This window comes from Streptomyces lichenis (assembly GCF_023218175.1).
Lineage (GTDB): Bacteria > Actinomycetota > Actinomycetes > Streptomycetales > Streptomycetaceae > Streptomyces > Streptomyces lichenis.
The window spans coordinates 222,541-237,145 of sequence record NZ_JALPTH010000001.1; the positions used below are offsets into that span (position 1 = coordinate 222,541).

At 72.2% G+C, this 14,605-nt stretch carries 15 protein-coding genes; 12 read left to right on the forward strand and 3 right to left on the reverse strand.

From position 1 onward, the window contains the following. The first annotated feature begins 36 nt into the window (after positions 1–36). From M1O15_RS00890 to M1O15_RS00940, 11 genes are read left to right on the forward strand one after another with little or no spacing between them, the layout of a single operon-like run. Positions 37–1,347 (forward strand): lysine N(6)-hydroxylase/L-ornithine N(5)-oxygenase family protein, encoded by a 1,311-nt coding sequence (locus M1O15_RS00890; RefSeq protein WP_248631184.1) that lies wholly within the window; start codon positions 37–39, stop codon positions 1,345–1,347. Beyond that, positions 1,347–1,718 carry a cupin domain-containing protein gene (locus M1O15_RS00895; RefSeq protein ID WP_248631185.1) on the forward strand — a complete coding sequence of 124 codons (372 nt, stop codon included), beginning with the start codon at positions 1,347–1,349 and terminating at the stop codon, positions 1,716–1,718. Before M1O15_RS00890 ends, M1O15_RS00895 begins: the two co-directional genes overlap by 1 nt. Then, positions 1,715–3,253, forward strand: coding sequence for a class I tRNA ligase family protein (locus M1O15_RS00900; RefSeq protein ID WP_248631186.1), 1,539 nt, complete (start codon positions 1,715–1,717; stop codon positions 3,251–3,253). The genes M1O15_RS00895 and M1O15_RS00900 overlap by 4 nt, the downstream gene beginning before the upstream one ends. A gap of 1 nt (position 3,254) precedes the next feature. Continuing rightward, a complete protein-coding gene (locus tag M1O15_RS00905) occupies positions 3,255–4,328 on the forward strand; it encodes an NAD(P)/FAD-dependent oxidoreductase (RefSeq protein WP_248631187.1) in 1,074 nt (357 codons plus the stop codon). Further along, positions 4,325–5,623 carry an ATP-grasp domain-containing protein gene (locus M1O15_RS00910; protein ID WP_248631188.1) on the forward strand — a complete coding sequence of 433 codons (1,299 nt, stop codon included), beginning with the start codon at positions 4,325–4,327 and terminating at the stop codon, positions 5,621–5,623. Before M1O15_RS00905 ends, M1O15_RS00910 begins: the two co-directional genes overlap by 4 nt. Continuing rightward, positions 5,620–5,964, forward strand: coding sequence for an avidin-fold protein (locus M1O15_RS00915; RefSeq protein ID WP_248631189.1), 345 nt, complete (start codon positions 5,620–5,622; stop codon positions 5,962–5,964). Before M1O15_RS00910 ends, M1O15_RS00915 begins: the two co-directional genes overlap by 4 nt. Next, entirely contained in the window at positions 5,961–7,319 is a 1,359-nt protein-coding gene (locus M1O15_RS00920) for an FAD-binding oxidoreductase (protein ID WP_248631190.1), read from the forward strand. The genes M1O15_RS00915 and M1O15_RS00920 overlap by 4 nt, the downstream gene beginning before the upstream one ends. Positions 7,320–7,350: 31 nt before the next feature. After that, the gene (locus M1O15_RS00925) at positions 7,351–7,860 is read left to right on the forward strand and encodes a flavin reductase family protein (protein WP_248631191.1); all 510 of its coding nucleotides are present in this window, start codon (positions 7,351–7,353) and stop codon (positions 7,858–7,860) included. A 1-nt stretch (position 7,861) separates the two neighbouring features. Continuing rightward, positions 7,862–9,055: an acyl-CoA dehydrogenase family protein gene (locus M1O15_RS00930; protein WP_248631192.1), complete on the forward strand. Its 1,194-nt coding sequence runs from the start codon at positions 7,862–7,864 to the stop codon at positions 9,053–9,055. Positions 9,056–9,086: 31 nt separating this feature from the next. Beyond that, complete coding sequence (gene ddaH / locus M1O15_RS00935; RefSeq protein ID WP_248631193.1) at positions 9,087–9,929, forward strand: dimethylargininase; 843 nt, start codon at positions 9,087–9,089, stop codon at positions 9,927–9,929. 35 nt (positions 9,930–9,964) lie between these two features. Beyond that, positions 9,965–11,212, forward strand: coding sequence for an ATP-grasp domain-containing protein (locus M1O15_RS00940; protein WP_248631194.1), 1,248 nt, complete (start codon positions 9,965–9,967; stop codon positions 11,210–11,212). 135 nt (positions 11,213–11,347) lie between these two features. On the opposite strand, the gene M1O15_RS00945 is transcribed toward M1O15_RS00940, so the two are convergent. Continuing rightward, positions 11,348–11,923 carry a DUF3558 family protein gene (locus tag M1O15_RS00945; RefSeq protein ID WP_248631195.1) on the reverse strand — a complete coding sequence of 192 codons (576 nt, stop codon included), beginning with the start codon at positions 11,921–11,923 and terminating at the stop codon, positions 11,348–11,350. A gap of 159 nt (positions 11,924–12,082) precedes the next feature. Here M1O15_RS00945 and M1O15_RS00950 point away from each other — a divergent pair, with 159 nt between their 5' ends. Beyond that, positions 12,083–12,289, forward strand: coding sequence for a hypothetical protein (locus M1O15_RS00950; RefSeq protein ID WP_248631196.1), 207 nt, complete (start codon positions 12,083–12,085; stop codon positions 12,287–12,289). Between the two features lie 118 nt (positions 12,290–12,407). On the opposite strand, the gene M1O15_RS00955 is transcribed toward M1O15_RS00950, so the two are convergent. Further along, positions 12,408–13,193: an SAM-dependent methyltransferase gene (locus M1O15_RS00955; protein ID WP_248631197.1), complete on the reverse strand. Its 786-nt coding sequence runs from the start codon at positions 13,191–13,193 to the stop codon at positions 12,408–12,410. Between the two features lie 153 nt (positions 13,194–13,346). Further along, positions 13,347–14,564: a cytochrome P450 gene (locus M1O15_RS00960; protein ID WP_248631198.1), complete on the reverse strand. Its 1,218-nt coding sequence runs from the start codon at positions 14,562–14,564 to the stop codon at positions 13,347–13,349. Positions 14,565–14,605 lie beyond the last annotated feature (41 nt).

A 14,605-nucleotide genomic window follows, 5' to 3' on the forward strand; every position in this document is an offset into this window, starting at 1 on the left:
GAACGGGCGGCAGGACGAGTAGCGAGGTGGCAGAGCATGACGAACCACGAGGTCGAGGTGCTGGCGATCGGAGCCGGCCCGTCCAACCTGGCCCTGGCGGTAGCGCTGGAGGAGTCCGGTTCCACCGGGCTCGCGGCCGACACCCTGATCCTGGAACAGCACTCGGACGTGCAGTGGCAGCGCAACCTGCTGCTGCCGTTCGCCCGCAGCCAGGTCTCCTTCATCAAGGACCTGGTGACCCTGCGCAACCCGCAGAGCCGGTTCTCCTTCCTCTCCTTCCTGCACGCCAAGGGACGGCTCGACGAGTTCGTCAACCTCGGCACCTTCAACCCCTTCCGCCGCGAGATATCCGAGTACCTCCAGTGGGTGGCCAACTCCCTGGAGCACGTGGCGGTCCGCTACAACGCCAAGGTCCGCGAGGTCCACCCGCGCCGGGCCGACGACGGCACCGTGACCGGCTGGCGGGTCACCCTCACCGACGGCGACACCATCGACGCCCGCGACCTGGTGGTCGGCACCGGCCGGGACGCCCGCGTCCCCGCGGAGTTCGCCGGGCTGCCGGCGGACCGGGTCATCCACAGCACCCAGTACTCCACCCGTATCGCCCAGTACCCCATCGACCGCCCGGTGCGGGTGGTGGTCATCGGCGCCGCCCAGAGCGCGGCCGAGATGTTCGTCTCGGTCCACAAGGACCTGCCGCTCAGCCAGCCGACGCTGATCCACCGCTCCATCGGCCTGATGAACTACCAGACCAGCAAGTTCGTCAACGAGCTCTTCTTCCCCTCCTTCATCAGCGAGTTCCACGCCAGCTCCCCGACTGCCCGCCGGCAGATCCTGGACGAGATGCGGCAGACCAACTACGCCGGTCTGGCCGCCCCGTTCCTGGACGAGACCTACACGATGCTCTACGAGCAGAAGCTCTCCGGCGTCCAGCGCTCCGCCGTCCGGTCCATGACCGAGGTGGTCTCCGCCAAGGAGGAGGACGGCGAGGTCGTCCTCGAACTGCGCGACCGCCGCACCGGCGCTGTCGAGCAGCACCGCTGCGACCTGGTGCTCCTCGGCACCGGCTACGACCAGCGGATGCCCGCCATGGTCCGCGCCCTGGCCGAGCAGGTCGGACTGGCCGAGATCGCGGTCAACCGCGACTACCGGGTCGAACTCGGCGCGGACGTCCCGGCCGGCCTCTACCTCCAGGGCTTCAACGAGGCCACCCACGGCATCTCCGACTCGCTGCTCAGCGTGCTCGCCCAGCGCTCCCACGAGATCACCACCGACATCCTGGACCGCCGCGCCGCCGACGCCTCCTCCGAGGCCCTGGGCGTCGCCGTCTCCGCCGGAGGCCGCTGATGCAGATCCGCCGGCTCGACCGAGCCAACCTGACCCCCGCCTACGGCATCGAGGGCGAGCGCCTGCAGCCCTGGGACGTGCTCAACGCCCCCTTCGAGGGCGCCTGGTGCCTGGTCCGCGCCGGAGGCGAGTCCACCCCGCACAGCCACCACGAGTACGAGATCTTCATCGCGATGCGCGGCAGCGCCGCCCTGGTGGTGGACGACGCGGAGTACGAGTTCGTGGCCGGCGACATCGTCCATCTGCCGCCCGGCTGCACCCACAAGGTGGTCAACCCCTCCACCGAGGACTTCGAGTACTACGGGATCTGGTGGGACTCCGGCATGTCGGAGGGCTTCCTGACCCGCCACCAGAAGGAGGCCACACCATGAGTACCCGTACGGCGGTGATCTCTCCCGCCCCGACCGCCAACGGCGACCTGCACCTCGGCCATCTGGCCGGGCCGTTCCTGGCCGCCGACGTCTTCACCCGCTACCAGCGCGCCACCGGCCGGGACACCGTCTTCGGCACCGGCGCCCAGGACACCTCCACCTTCGTCGTCACCACCGCCCGCCGGCTGGGCACCACCCCGGCGGAGCTGGTCGCCGACTCCATGGCCCGCATCGAGTCCACGCTCGACGCCATGGGCATCGCGGTGGACGCCTTCACCCGGGACGAGGAGCGCTTCACCAAGGCGGTGCTCACCTTCGTCAGCCGCCTCCAGGACGAGGGCAAGCTGGTCCTCAAGCCCACCCTCTTCCCGTACTCCCCGAGCACCGGGCAGTACCTGGTGGACGGCTTCGTCAAGGGCGGCTGCCCCAACTGCCTGGCCGAGGGCTGCGCCGGGCTCTGCGAGAGCTGCGGCCACCCGCTGGCCGCCGGCGACCTGGTCGACCCGCGTTCCACCGAGCACCCCGAGGAGGCCCTCGAACTGCGCGAGGTCCCGGTCCTGGTCCTGCCGCTGGAGGAGTACCGGGAGAGACTGCGCGCGTACTTCGCGGAGAGCGGCGCCGCCCAGCGCCCGCACATGGCCCAGGCCGTCGAGGAGATGCTCGCCCGCCCCCTGCCCGACTACCCGATCACCTACCCCATCTCCTGGGGCATCCCCGCCCCGTTCGCCGAGACCCCCGGCCAGAGCGTCAACCCCAACGCCGAGACGATGGCCTGGTCCATCTACACCACCGTCCTGTCCGCCGAGGCGCGCGGCGAGGTCGTCTCCGCCGACGACGAGCTGTGGTGGCCCGAGTCCGGAACCCAGGCCGTCTACTTCTGCGGCTTCGACAACACCTTCCCGTTCGCCATCGCCGGGGCGTCCATGCTGCTCGCCCTGCACGACCGCTACGCCCTGCCGGCCCGGTTCGTCACCAACGAGTTCTACGAACTGGAGCACAGCAAGTTCTCCACCAGCCGGGGCCACCTGGTCTGGGGCCGGGAACTCGCCGACCGGCTGCCGCGCGACCTCGGCCGCTACCATCTGGCCGCCACCAGCCCGGAGAACCAGCGCACCAACTTCAGCTGGTCGGCGGTGCCCGCCGTCACCGGGGCCCGGCTGGTCGAACCGTGGAACCGGATCGCCGCCAAGAGCGCGCGCTGGGCCGGGCAGACCCTGCCGGTCTCCGCCGCCTCCCGCGAGGCCGCCGACCGGATCACCGAACGGTTCGCCGCCAGTTACGAACTCGACACCTTCAGCCTCGGCCGGGCGGCGGAGACCCTCGCCGACCAACTCGCCCGGCTGGACCGCTGGGAGGTCACCGACGCCACCGCCGGCGACTTCGCCCACCAGGCCGAGACCGTGCTGCGCAACGCGGCACCCATTCTGATCGACCTGGCCGAACGGGCCGGCGTCGGCACCCGGCTCGCCCCGGGCGACACCACCACCGAGATCACCGTCCGCGCGCTGCCGCCCCTGGACGGCGGGGCGGTGTGAGATGGGCGTAGACGCACGACGCGTGGTGGTGGTCGGCGCCGGAGTGACCGGGCTGCTCTCCGCGGTGCGGTGCGCACTGGCCGGGCACCACGTCACGGTCCTGGACCGGGACGCCATCCCCAACCCCAACTCCACCTCCTTCGACCAGCACCGCGCCGTCCGTGCCCTCGACCCGGCCGACCTGGCCGCCTCCCGGCGGATCGCGGTCGCGCACCGCCGCTGGATGGGTCTGGAGGCCCTGACCGGCTCCAAGTTCTACCGCCGGGTCGGCATGATCACGGCCTGGGCCGCCGACGAGGTGGACACCGTGCTGAAGGCGGCCGACGCCGTCGACCTCCCGGTCAGCCTGGTCGAACCGGACGACCTGCCGCATGTGAGGTTCCCGGAGGGCACGGTCGGGCTGCTGGAGAAGCACGGCGGCATCCTGCTCGCCGACCACGCCCTCCAGGTGCTGGTCCGCTGGCTCACCGACCAGCCCAACGTCAGCCTCCGCCCCTGGCAGGAGGTCAAGGCGGTCGACCCGGACACCGGCCGGGTGTACCTGCCGGACGCCGAGTACCTGGACTCCGACCTCACCCTGGTCGCCACCGGGCCCTGGTCCAAGGACCTGGTCGACCTGCCGATGGTGCTGCACCGGCAGACCCTGGTCTACCTCAAGCCGCCGGAGCAGCTGGCGCCGGCCTGGGAGCGCACCCCCGGCATCGGCCGGATCGGCACCCGCGGCCACGCCTGGATGCTGCCCCCCGGCGACGGGACGCTGCTGAAGGTCAGCTCGGCCTCGGTCTGCCGGGAGGCGGACGTGGTCACCACCGGCTCCGCGGTCGAGGAGCGCCGCTGGGCCGAGCAGGTCCTCAACGAGCAGATCCTCACCGAACCCGACCGGTACACGGTGATGGCGGTCAAGCGCTGCCACTACCTGGTGGACGCCGAGACCGGCGCCGCCCACCTGGTCCGCATCGGCCCCAGCACCTGGGCCCGCACCGCCAGCGGCGGCGACGGCTTCCGTACCGCCCCGCTGGTCGCCGAGAAGATCCTGCAAGCCCTCACCACCGACTACCAAGAGGGGACGATATGACCGCCGACGACCGTGTGCTGCTGGTGATCGGCAGCGGCCTGAAGGTCTACCGCCATTACCTGATCGAGTCCGCCGCCCGCCGCGCCGCCGAACTGGACCTCAAGCTGGTCCTGGTCAACAACCTCAAGCCCACCTGGCAGCAGGAGTACTTCGACGAGATCACCGTGGTCAACGTCTTCGACCACGACGAACTGCGCGCCGCCGCACGGGAGATCGCCTCCCGCCGGACCGTGGTCGGACTCTTCTGCTACGACGAGCCGCTGGTGATGCCCTCGGCCGAACTGGCCGCCGAGTTCGGCGTCCCCGGCCTCGGCCCGGACGGGGTGCAGGGCTGCCGGGACAAGCACCGCACCCGCTCCATGCTCACCGCCGCCGGACTGCCCCAGCCCGGCTTCGAGATGACCGACAGCCTGGAGCAGGCCCGGGAGACCGCCGCCCGGATCGGCTACCCGGTGGTCGTCAAGCCGCGAGCGCTCGGCGCCTCCATGGGCGTGGTGCTCGCCGAGGACGAGAGCCAGCTGGAGCGGGCCTATCTGGTCGCCTCCAACGCCAGCCTGGTCGGCGACGAGCCGTTCCGCGGCGGCGCCATCGTGGAGGGCTACGCCCAGGGCCCCGAGATCAGCATCGACGGGGTGGTCCACCAGGGCGAGTACCGGGTGATGTTCATCGCCCGCAAGGAGACCGGCCACTACCCCTACTTCGAGGAGGTCGGCCACGTCGTCGACTCCGCCGACCCCCTCCTCGCCGACCAGGAACTCATCGACGTCCTCACCAAGGCGCACCAGGTGCTCGGCGTCGAGAACGGCCTCACCCACACCGAGGTCAAGCTCACCTCGTACGGACCGGTGATCATCGAGATCAACGGCCGGCTCGGCGGGGACCTCATCCCCTTCCTCGGCCGCATCGCCACCGGGATCGACCCCGGCGAGCTGCTGGTGGAGGTCGCGGCCGGGCACCGCCCCGACATCGCCTTCACCCAGCAGGGCGTGGCCGGCATCCGCTTCGGCTACCCCGTCGAGGACGCCACCGTGCACGCGGTGCGGGTGCCCACCGACCTCCCCGGACTGGTCACCGCCGCCCCGATGGTGGAACCGGGCACCGAACTGAGGCTCCCGCCCGGCGGCTACCTCGCCCGGCACTCCTTCGTGGTCTGCACCGGCGAGGACACCGACACCATCCAGGAGCGCCTGGCCACCGCGATCGCCGCCGTCGAACTGGACGCCGACCCGCTGGCGGCCAAGGACGTGGCCGATCGGCTGGAGATGCCGGCCGGACTGCTGGACGTGGACACGTGAGCATCGACTACAACGGGCGCCAGTTCCGCAAGCTGGCCAGCCAGGACGGGGTGACCGCCGTCTACCACCAGCGGGACGACCTGGTGTGGGCGGACTTCGAAGGCGGACCGGTCCGCCGGGGGAGCGTCAACGGGGTCTGCGACCCCGACGGCATCCTCCGCCTCGCCTACACGATGGTGATGGACTGCGGCGACGTGATCGCCGGCCGCACCGTCAACACCCCCGAGCAGGGCGCCGACGGCGGACTGCTGCTCCGGGAGGAGTGGGAACGCTACGGGCCGCACGCCGAGACCGGCGTGTCGTACCTCTCGGAAGTGACGGAACCGGAGGAAGTGGGATGACCACCGACTGGCAGTCCCTGCGGGAGCAGGTCGACGGAACGGTGCGGCTGCCGGGGGAGCCCGGCTTCGCGGAGAACAGCTTCGCCTTCAACAAGCGGTACGCCGGCATCCAGCCGGCCGGGGTCCTCTCGGTCGCCACCACCGCCGACGTCGCCCGGGGCATCGCCTGGGCCAGGGAGCAGGGGCTGCCGGTGGTGGCCCGCGGCGGCGGCCACAGCTACGCCGGCCAGGCCGCCACCACCGGACTCGTCCTCGACCTGCACGGCCTCAACTCCGTGACCGTGGACGCCGAGCGCGAGCTGGTCACGGTCGGCGGCGGGGCCCGCTCCGGGGAGCTGTACGCCGAACTCCAGCGCCACGACCTGGCGGTGCCGCTCGGCAACTCCGAGGAGGTCGGCATCGGCGGCCTCACCCTCGGCGGGGGAGTCGCCGCCGTCTCCCGGGCCTTCGGGCTCACCTGCGACTCGCTGGTGGAGACCGAGGTCGTCCTCGCCGACGGCTCCGTGGTCACCGCCAACGAGGTCGAGCACCCGGACCTGTTCTGGGCCTGCAAGGGCGGCGGCGGAGGCAACTTCGGGGTCAACACCTCCTTCACCTTCCAGGCCCGCCCCACCGTCGCCAGCTCCACCGTCCTGCTGATCTGGCCCATGGACGACGCCGAGGCCGTACTGCCGGTGATGCAGCGGATCATGCGGGACGCCCCCGACCGGTTCGCCGCCCGGATCGGCGCCAGCCGCGCCGGCGACGACGACGGGGTCGTCTCCGTCATCGGCCAGCACCTCGGCCCCGCCGCCGAACTGCGCCAGATCCTCGCCGCGGCGCTGGCCACCGGCACCCCCACCACCGTCGAGATCGAGGACCGCACCTACTGGGAGGCCAAGGACTACCTGCGCCACGAGACCTCCGGCGACCCCTTCGCCGTCCGCACCCGCACCGTCGGCGAGCCGCTCACCGAGGCCGGCGTGGACACCCTGCTGACCGCGCTGCGCAAGTGGCCCGGCTCCGGCAACCCGGACGGCGCCGGTATCGCCCTGTTCACCTGGGGCGGCGCCATCAACCGGGTCCCGGTCACCGAGACCGCCTTCCCGCACCGGGACGTGCTCTTCCTGATCTCCATGGACGCCTCCTGGTCCACCGAGGACGCCGAGGAGGTCCGCGAGGCCAACCTCGACTGGCTCACCCAGCTGCACACCGCCATGGGCGAGCACGCCCGGGACGCCTCGTACCTCAACTTCGCCGACCCCGACCTCAGCGACGCCCAGGCCGCCTACCTCGGCCCCAACCTGGAGCGGTTGCGCGAGATCAAGCGCCGCTACGACCCCGACCGGGTCTTCACCTTCCCCCAGTCCGTCTGACCTCTCCGACCTCTCCTCTGGAGGAACCGTCATGTCACCCGACCTGCGCGGCGCGATGCGCAACTTCGCCACCGGAGTGTGCGTCGCCACCACCTACGCCGACCACGAGGGCATCCGCCGCCATGACGCGGTGACGCTCAACTCCCTCACCTCCGTCTCCCTCGACCCGCCGCTGGTCTCGATGTCCCTGCGCCGCGGCTCGCAGTTCCTGGACGACCTCCTCGCCACCAAGCAGTGGGCCATCTCCATCCTGGACAGCGACGCCGAGTCGCTGGCCCGGCGGCTGGCCCGCAGCCGCGAGGACCGCGCCGAGGCGGTCGCCGCCCTCGACGCCACCCCGGGCCCCGCCACCGGAGCCCTGATGCTCGACGCGCAGAGCAGCCTGGAGTGCGTGCTCTGGGACAGCTTCGACCTGGGCGACCACACGATGGTGATCGGCGAGGTGGTCACCACCGGCGTCCGCGACCTCCAGCCGCCCCTGCTCTTCCTGCACGGCACCTTCCACCAGCTGGCGACCGCCGCCACCACCAAGGAGTCCTGACATGACGACCACCACCCCGGCGGTCCCCAACACCGCCGCCGAGATCCTCGCCGCCGCCAAGGCACTCGCCCCGGTCCTGCGGGAGCGCGGCCCGGAGATCGAGGAGAACCGCCGCCTCCCCGCCGACGTGGTCGAACTGATCCGCGCCACCGGAGCGTTCCGGATGGGCTTCAGCCGGGCCTGGGGCGGACCCGAGCTCAGCTCCGTCGAGCAGACCGAGGTGGTCGAGGCCCTGGCCTACGGCGACTCCGGAGCCGGCTGGGCCGCCATGATCGGCATGGACTCCGGCCTGTACGCCTCGTTCCTGGACGAGCGGGTCGCCAAGGAGATGTTCCCGCACCTGGACATGACCACCGCCGGGCTGCTCTTCCCCACCGGCAAGGCCGAGAAGACCGAGGGCGGCTACCGCCTCACCGGCCGCTGGCAGTTCGGCAGCGGCATCACCCACGCCGACTGGGTGATCTCCGGCGCCTTCATCTACCAGGACGGCGAACCCTTCCTGGTCGACGGCTCCCATGACTCCATCCTGCTGATGGTGCCCCGCGAGGAGGTCGAGATCATCGACACCTGGCACACCACCGGCCTGGCCGGCAGCGGCAGTTGCGACTACGCCATCCACGACGTGTACGTCCCCGAGGGCCACACCCTCACCTTCGGCGAGGTCCGCAACGGCGGCGGCCCGCTGGCCCAGCCCGAGGTGCACATGCGCAACATGCCGGGCGTCCCGCTGGGTGTCGCCCGGGCCGCGCTGGACTGGGTACGCGACCAGGTGGTCACCAAGTCCGCCGGCGGCGGCGCCAACCGCTGGGCCGACAACTGGCGGATGCAGGTCGCGCTGGCCGAGTGCGAGGCCGACTTCAACGCCACCCGCAGCGCGGTCTACGGCGCCATGGAGCGCCAGTGGGAGGTCCTGTCGGCCGGCGGCACCATGGACGACCTCACCCCCGACGAGCGCGCCGCCCTCCCGCTCTCCCGGGCCCACGCCTTCCGCACCGCCCGCTCCATCGTGATGCGGCTCTACGACCTGATGCAGACCGGCGCCATCTACAAGCCCAACCCGCTGGACCGCTGGCTGCGCGACACCATGGTCATGTGCCAGCACGTGGTGGCCCAGGACAAGATCCTCCAGTCGGCCGGCGCCCACCTCCTCGGCGCCCGCCCCAGCTTCCCCCTCAGCCTCGGCATCACCTCCTGACCCCTCACCCTCTTCCCGAAAGGACCCCGTCATGACCGCATCCCTCGCCCCCGAGGCCGCCGCCACCCCCCGCCAGGCCCGCACCCGCCACTACGTCATGTGCCGCCCCGAGCACTTCGAGGTCAGCTACAGCATCAACCCCTGGATGGACCCGGCCAAGCCCACCGACCCGGCCCTGGCCCTCGCCCAGTGGGAGGACCTGCGCGACCTCTACGTCTCCCTCGGCCACGACGTCCGCACCATCGAGCCCGCCGCCGGGCTGCCCGACATGGTCTTCGCCGCCAACGGCGCCCTGGTGGTGGACGGCAAGGTGCTGGTCTCCCGCTTCCGCCACCCCGAGCGCCAGGCCGAGGCCGACCACTGGGCCGCCTGGTTCCGGGACCGGGGCTACCAGGACGTGGTCCAGGCCGCCTTCACCAGCGAGGGCGAGGGCGACTACGTCACCACCGACCGGGCCATCCTGGCCGGCAACGGCTTCCGCTCCGACCCGTACTCCCAGGCCGAGGCCCGGGCCCTGTTCAACCGCCCGGTGATCAGCCTCAAACTCATCGACCCGCGCTTCTACCACCTGGACACCGCGCTGGCCGCGCTCGGCGACGACGAGATCGTCTACTACCCGGGCGCCTTCGACGCCGAGAGCCGCCAGGTGCTGCGGGGCCTGTTCCCCAACGCGGTCATCGCCGACGAGGAGGACGCCCTGCTCTTCGGCCTCAACCTGGTCTCCGACGGCCTGAACGCCATCCTCCCCGAGCCCGCCACGGGCCTGGCCGCCAAGCTCCGCACCCACGGCTACCGCACCCACCACATCGACCTGTCCGAGCTGCTGAAGTCCGGCGGCAGCGTCAAGTGCTGCACCCTCGAACTCCGCCACTGACCCCTCATCCCTCTTTCCCCGTCGAGGAGCACCCCATGACCGAGCAGCAGCAGCCCTGGATCATCGTCGGCTACGTCAACGTCCTGCCCTACATCAAGGAGTTCGCCCCCGGCTCGGTCATCGTGATCGACGAGCCGGACGTGATCCGCAAGCAGGACGTCAAGAACGCCCTGGAGGGCGCGGCGATGCTGCGCGAGCTGGTCGAGTGGGAGTACCAGCTGCCCGCCGCGGCCGACGAGTTCTTCAACACCTACCCCGACCTCGCCCCCGCCGTGGTCGCCCCGCTGGTCGAGTACGCCACCCCGTTCGCCGCCCGCCTGGCCGAGCGCTACGGAGTGCCGGGCGCCGGCGCCGGGGCGTCCGCCATCATGCGGGACAAGTCCCTGCTGCGCCGCGTCACCCGGGCCGCCGGCGTCCTCAACCCGGCCTCCCGCGAGGTGGGTTCGGTGGCCGAAGTCCGCGAGTTCGCCGCCGCCCACCCCGGCCCCCTGGTCCTCAAACCCGCCAACCGCCAGGCCTCCGTCGGCACCAAGGTGCTGCACTCCCTGGACGGCCTGGACGCCGCCTGGGAGGAGTGCACCAGCCAGGACGAGGGCGACCGCGTCCCCGACCGCGACCGCGAACTCCGCATGCTGATCGAGCAGTTCGTGCACGGTGACGAGTACAGCGTGGAACTGCTCGTCAGCGAGGGCGAAACACTCTTCTCCAACGTCACCGGGAAGGTGCTCTTCCCCGGCCCCCGCCCCATCGAGCTGGGCCACACCGTGCCCGCCGCGGGCATCTCCGCCGAACTGGACGCGCTGCTGGTCGACCGGACCGAGGCGGTGCTGCGCGCGGTCGGCTTCGGCAGCGGGATGGTGCACTGCGAGTGGATCGTCAGCGACGGCCGCCCCTACCTGGTGGAGTGCGCCGGCCGCTTCCCCGGCGACGGCATCCCCATGCTGATCGAGGAGGCGTACGGCATCAACCTGGCCGGGGCCTTCTACACCGTCATGCAGGGCCGCCGCCCCGAGCCCCTGCCCCGCCAGGCGGCCGGTGGCGCCGCGGTCCGCTTCATGGAGGCGGTACCCGGCGAGGTGGTCTCCGTGGACGGCACCGACGAGGCCCGCAAGCTCCCCGGAGTCCTCTCCCTCTCCCTGCACCTCAAGCCCGGCGACACCGTCAACGAACTGCGCAGCTCCTGGGACCGGGTGGGCTCGGTCATGACCAGCGGCCCCACCGCGGCGGACGCCCTGCGCACGGCCGAGGCGGTGGTCGACGCCATCCGCATCACCACCGCCTGAGCGTGCGCACCACCACCGCGCACGCCCCCGCGACCCGACCCCCACCCCCTCGGCACCCACCCCCGGACACCCGACGCCCCCAGCCACCGCTCACGACGAGCGGCGGTGGGGGCGTCAGGTCGTTTCCGTGAGGGGCTACGCCTTCGGCAGGGCGCGCAGATACGCCTCCGCCACCGTGTCGGCCACCTGGCAGAGCCGCGCCCGGGAGGTGCTGCGCTTGTCCCGGTAGCCGACGAAGATCGCGCGCTCCGTGCTCACGTCCTCCACCGGGGTCGGGTCGGCCGCACCGGAGGTGTTCACCGTGACCTCACAACTCCTCATGTCCTCCTTGTAGTTCTGACGTGCCCGGAGCCCCGCGACCGTGTGCGGTTCGCCGTCCATGAGGAAGTGGTCTCCGAAGACCGTCAGGGTGTGGTCGCCGGGGCCGCTGCCGGAGACCGCCCAGGAGCAGATCGAACCCACCGGGTCCTGATCGGTCCTCTCCGACTCCGCGACGCCGACCAGCCGGGCCAGCTCGTCCTCCGACAGCAGCGAGCAAGCCCGTCCGCTGGTGATCTGCTTGCGGGCGCCGATCGGTCCCGAGACGCTCGGCTTCGGCTTCGCCGACTTCCCCGCCACCGGCTTCGACGAGCCCTTCCCCGCCGTGTCCGAGGAGCAGCCGGCCGACAGCACCAGCATCACCAGGGCGGGGAGCACCAAGACCTTGCGCACGGACGCCTCCTGACCACGATCGGGCCCGGGGACCGGCCCCCCGCCCAGTGGCACCAAGGATGCGGTGACGGGCGGTGCCCGGTCCAGGGTGACCCCGACTTCGCCCGGCCGGGACGATGGCAGGGCCAGGTCTATCTGACCCGGCAGGGAGTCCGCGGCGTGGCGGCACGCCTGGGCGCGTATCTGGACCGCGTCGCCCTCGTGGCGGGCGCGGCCGTCCTCCTGCTGGTCCAGTTCCTCGCGGGCCGGTCCGGGCAGGACGGCATCCTGGCCTGGGTGTCCGGCCTGTGGTGGGGGCTGGCCACCGTCCACCTGGTCCACCTGGTCCGCGTCGCCCGTGGCGCCGTGGGCGCGACGGACCGGTAGCGGACGCGACCACCCGGTCGGGGCGGCCCCCGTCCCGTACCCCTCGGCGATCCGGTCGAGCGGTGCGAGGCGGGGGCGTCGGGCGTGTGCCCAGGCCCCCGCCACCCCACCAGGGCCGTTACGGCTTGCGGGCGACCAGGCCCCACTGGTCGACGGCCGCCGGGTCCTGCTCCGTCGGGCGCCAGAAGGCGATGGAGCCGAAGCCGGGCTCCAGCAGTTCCAGGCCCTCCGCGCAGTCGGTGATCTCCTCCGGCTCCCGGACCAGGTAGGGCGGGTTCTCGCCGGAGTCGTAGGCCTCCTGCGCCGCCAGGGTCTCCGGGGTCTTCACCGTGTCGCAGAGCACCAGATGGCTTCCGGACGGCATGTGGGCCATGTACCGCCGGACCACCGTGATGCCCTCGGCCGGGGTCAGATGCCCCAGCGTGGAGAGCAGCAGCACACCCACCGGCTGGGACAGGTCCAATGTCCTGCCCGCCTCGTCCACCACCGCGTCCACATCCGACAGGTCGGCGTCCACATAGGCCGTGCGCCCCTCCGGGGTGCTGGTCAGCAGCGCCTCCGCGTGGGCCAGCACGATCGGGTCGTTGTCCACATAGACGATCCGCGCGTCCGGCACATCGGCCTGGGCGACCTCATGGGTGCTGTTCGCGACCGGCAGCCCGGTGCCCACGTCCAGGAACTGCCGTACCCCTTGCGCGGTGAGCGTGCGGACCGCCCGCGCCTGGAACGCGCGCGACGCCTTCGCGATGTCGACGATCTGCGGATAGGCCGCGGCGACCACGTCCGCCAGCTCCCGGTCGACGGCGTAGTTGTCCTTGCCGCCCAGCCAGGCGTTCCACACCCGCGCCGAGTGCGGAATGTCCGACCGGATCCGCTCGCGGAACCCGAGGTCGTCAGAGGTCATCGAAATCTCCTACTCGCACCGTGTGCAGCACACTTGGCCGACCGGCCGGCCACGGGGGTCGCGCCCACGGCATGACCGTACCTCCACCGCGGCTGAAAGTCGCCGGTGGAGATTACGGTCCACGGCACGCCGTCCACCGGCGCCCGGGCCGGCTCAGAAGCGGACCGGCAGGGCGGTGGGGCGGCGGAGCAGGGCACCCTCGTCCCAGGGCAGGGCGGCGGGGTCGGCGTCGAGGGTGGCGCCGGGCAGGGCGCCGGTGAGCGCGGTGACCACCTCGTTGATCTCCAGCCGGGCGAGCGCGGCACCGAGGCAGTGGTGCAGCCCGTGGCCGAACTGGAGATGCCGCCGCGCCGGGCGGTCCGGGTCGACGGCCAGGGGGCGGGGGAAGACCTCCGGGTCCCGGTTGGCCCGGAACACGTCCGGCAGCACCGTCTCACCGGCCCGGACCGTGCCCGCCTCGAACTCCACGTCCGCGCGGGCCACCCGGGGGAAGCCCACCGGCCCGCCCAGCGGCAGCAGCCGGATCAGCTCCTCGGTGATCCTCGGCACCGAGGCCGGGTCCCCGGCCGCCGCGCGCCACAACGGCGGTGCGCACAGCAGCGCGTAGACGGCCTTGGTCAGCACCGACAGGGTGTTCTGGTCCACCGTGACCAGCAGGGTGAGGAAGAGGACAGTCAACTCGTCGTCGTCCAGCGCCGGTTCGGCCTGCTCCCGCCGCTCCAGCAGCCGGCTCAGCAACCCGCCCGGCAGCAGCGGCCGTTCGCCCCGGACCAGGGCGGCCGCGTACCCCAGACCGCGGGTGAACTCGGCGGTCAGGCCCTCCGGATCGTCCTCGGGCGCCAGCTGGATGACCCGGGAGGCCGTACGGAGCTGCCGCAGGTCCTCCTCCGGTACGCCGAGGAAGCCGCCGGTGACCGCCGGGGTGACCCGGTCCAGCACCTCCCGGAAGAGGTCCGGCCGGGGCGCCGCCCGCAGCGCGGTGATCCGCTCCTCCAGCAGGGCGCGCAGCCCCGGCAGCAGTGCGGTGACCGCGGTCGCCGCGAAGTCGGGGGTCACCAGCCGGCGGATCCGGCCGTGGTCGGGCGCGTCCAGGCTGATGAGCATCTGGGGCGGCAGCGCGGTGGGCAGGAAGCGGGGCCCGTCCTCGGTGTTGGCCTCGGCCCGGCTGAGCGCCGGGTGGGACAGCGCCTTGCGCACGTCCTCGTAGCGGGTGAGGTGGACCGCGAGGTGCCCGCTGGGCAGGACGACCCGGGGCAGGCCGCCGGGCGAGCGCCCGGGCACCGGAGCCAGGGCACCGGCCGGATCGAGCCGGGGTATCCGGTCCACGGCCGGCTCCTGGTGCGCCCGGTCCTGGTACACGGGCAGGGTCATGACGTGACTCCTCGGGGGACGGGGATCACACGGGGACGGGC